Origin of the sequence: Oceaniferula marina, from assembly GCF_013391475.1 — a bacterium.
GTDB classification, from domain to species: domain Bacteria; phylum Verrucomicrobiota; class Verrucomicrobiia; order Verrucomicrobiales; family Akkermansiaceae; genus Oceaniferula; species Oceaniferula marina.
In genome coordinates this window covers 1-281 of the sequence record NZ_JACBAZ010000080.1, presented here as the reverse complement: position 1 = coordinate 281, position 281 = coordinate 1, and the positions used below count along the sequence as shown (strand labels likewise).

Sequence of the window (281 nt, the reverse complement as noted above, 5' to 3'; positions counted from 1 at the left end):
AATTGTAGTGCCGGTGAAGATGCCGGCTACCCGCAGAAGGACGGAAAGACCCTATAGACCTTAACTGTAAGCTGTTACTGTTTATTCGATTACAATGCTCAGCATAAGTGGGAGACGTTGAAGTGTGTTTTTAGGAGCACGTGGAGTCGCCAGTGAGATACCACCCTTTGTGATTGGATAATCTAACCCCGAGCCGTAATCCGGCCGGGGGACCGTGGCAGCCGGTCAGTTTTACTGGGGCGGTATCCTCCTAAAGAGTAACGGAGGAGCGCGAAGGTTGG

General features: G+C 52.0%; 1 rRNA gene. It reads left to right on the top strand.

Features of this window, described 5'->3' with window-relative positions:
• Positions 1–281, top strand: a 23S ribosomal RNA gene (locus tag HW115_RS19585); the annotation flags it as partial.